An 839-nucleotide genomic window follows, 5' to 3' on the forward strand; every position below is an offset into this window, starting at 1 on the left:
CGCTCGGGCAGGCGGTGATACACCGGGCCGATCTCGATCTCGGACTTGAGCACCTTGAAGCCGCGCTCGATGTCGGCGAGCGACTTGTAGCGCTGAATCACGCTCTGCGCGGACAGACCCTCGGCGTTGGTCACCAGCAGCAGCTTGCCGTCCATCATTTCGGCAAGACGCTTCGCCTTCTCGTCGATGTGGTAGCTGAAGAGCTCCTCGCCCAGATCCACCTTGATGATGCGCGACAGGTGCGCTTCGCTGACCGCATGGTAGAGGCGCGCCTTGGCGCCGCTGTCCGAGAGCTTGCGCCCCCGGTGCTTCACACCTTCGTCCTGCTCGGTGAGCTTGCCGCTCCATTGGTCTGCCTGGCGGATCAGTGCGTCGATGCGTTCGTTGCGCTGCTGGGTCTTCGTGGCGGCCGTCACCGGGTCGTGCGCGACCACCAGCCGCAGGTCGTTCCAGGCCTGCTCCGAGATCACTTCCTGGGTGGCGGTGGCGCACTGCTGTTCGTGGAAGGGTTCGAGCAGGTCGATGAATTCGTTGTAGCGCCGGCCCGGCACCGCGACGATGAACTCGAGCGGCTTGCCGCTGGCCAGGCGCACGGCCTTCAGCGCCTCCAGATTGTCCAGGCTGAGCAGTCCCCGGTCAGCCACCAGCACCAGGCGCTGCACCGACGGGAAGCGCTCGAGCACCTTGGAGAGTGTGGGCAGCAAGGTACGCGTCTCGGCCGTGTTGCCGTCGAACACCTCGTGGTAGATCGGCAGCCCCTCGGCGGTCTGCACCACGCCGAGCATGAACTGGCGGGCGATCAGTCCTTCCTTGGCCATGCCGTACTGGCGCACGTCGCC

Annotated in this window: 1 protein-coding gene; it reads right to left on the bottom strand. The window is 65.8% G+C overall.

Annotated features, from left to right (window positions below; translation table 11 throughout):
- Window positions 1-839: IS1634 family transposase (locus C667_RS23485; protein ID WP_004390995.1), on the bottom strand; the 839-nt coding region annotated here is incomplete at both ends.

This window comes from Thauera phenylacetica B4P, from assembly GCF_000310225.1.
GTDB classification, from domain to species: domain Bacteria; phylum Pseudomonadota; class Gammaproteobacteria; order Burkholderiales; family Rhodocyclaceae; genus Thauera; species Thauera phenylacetica.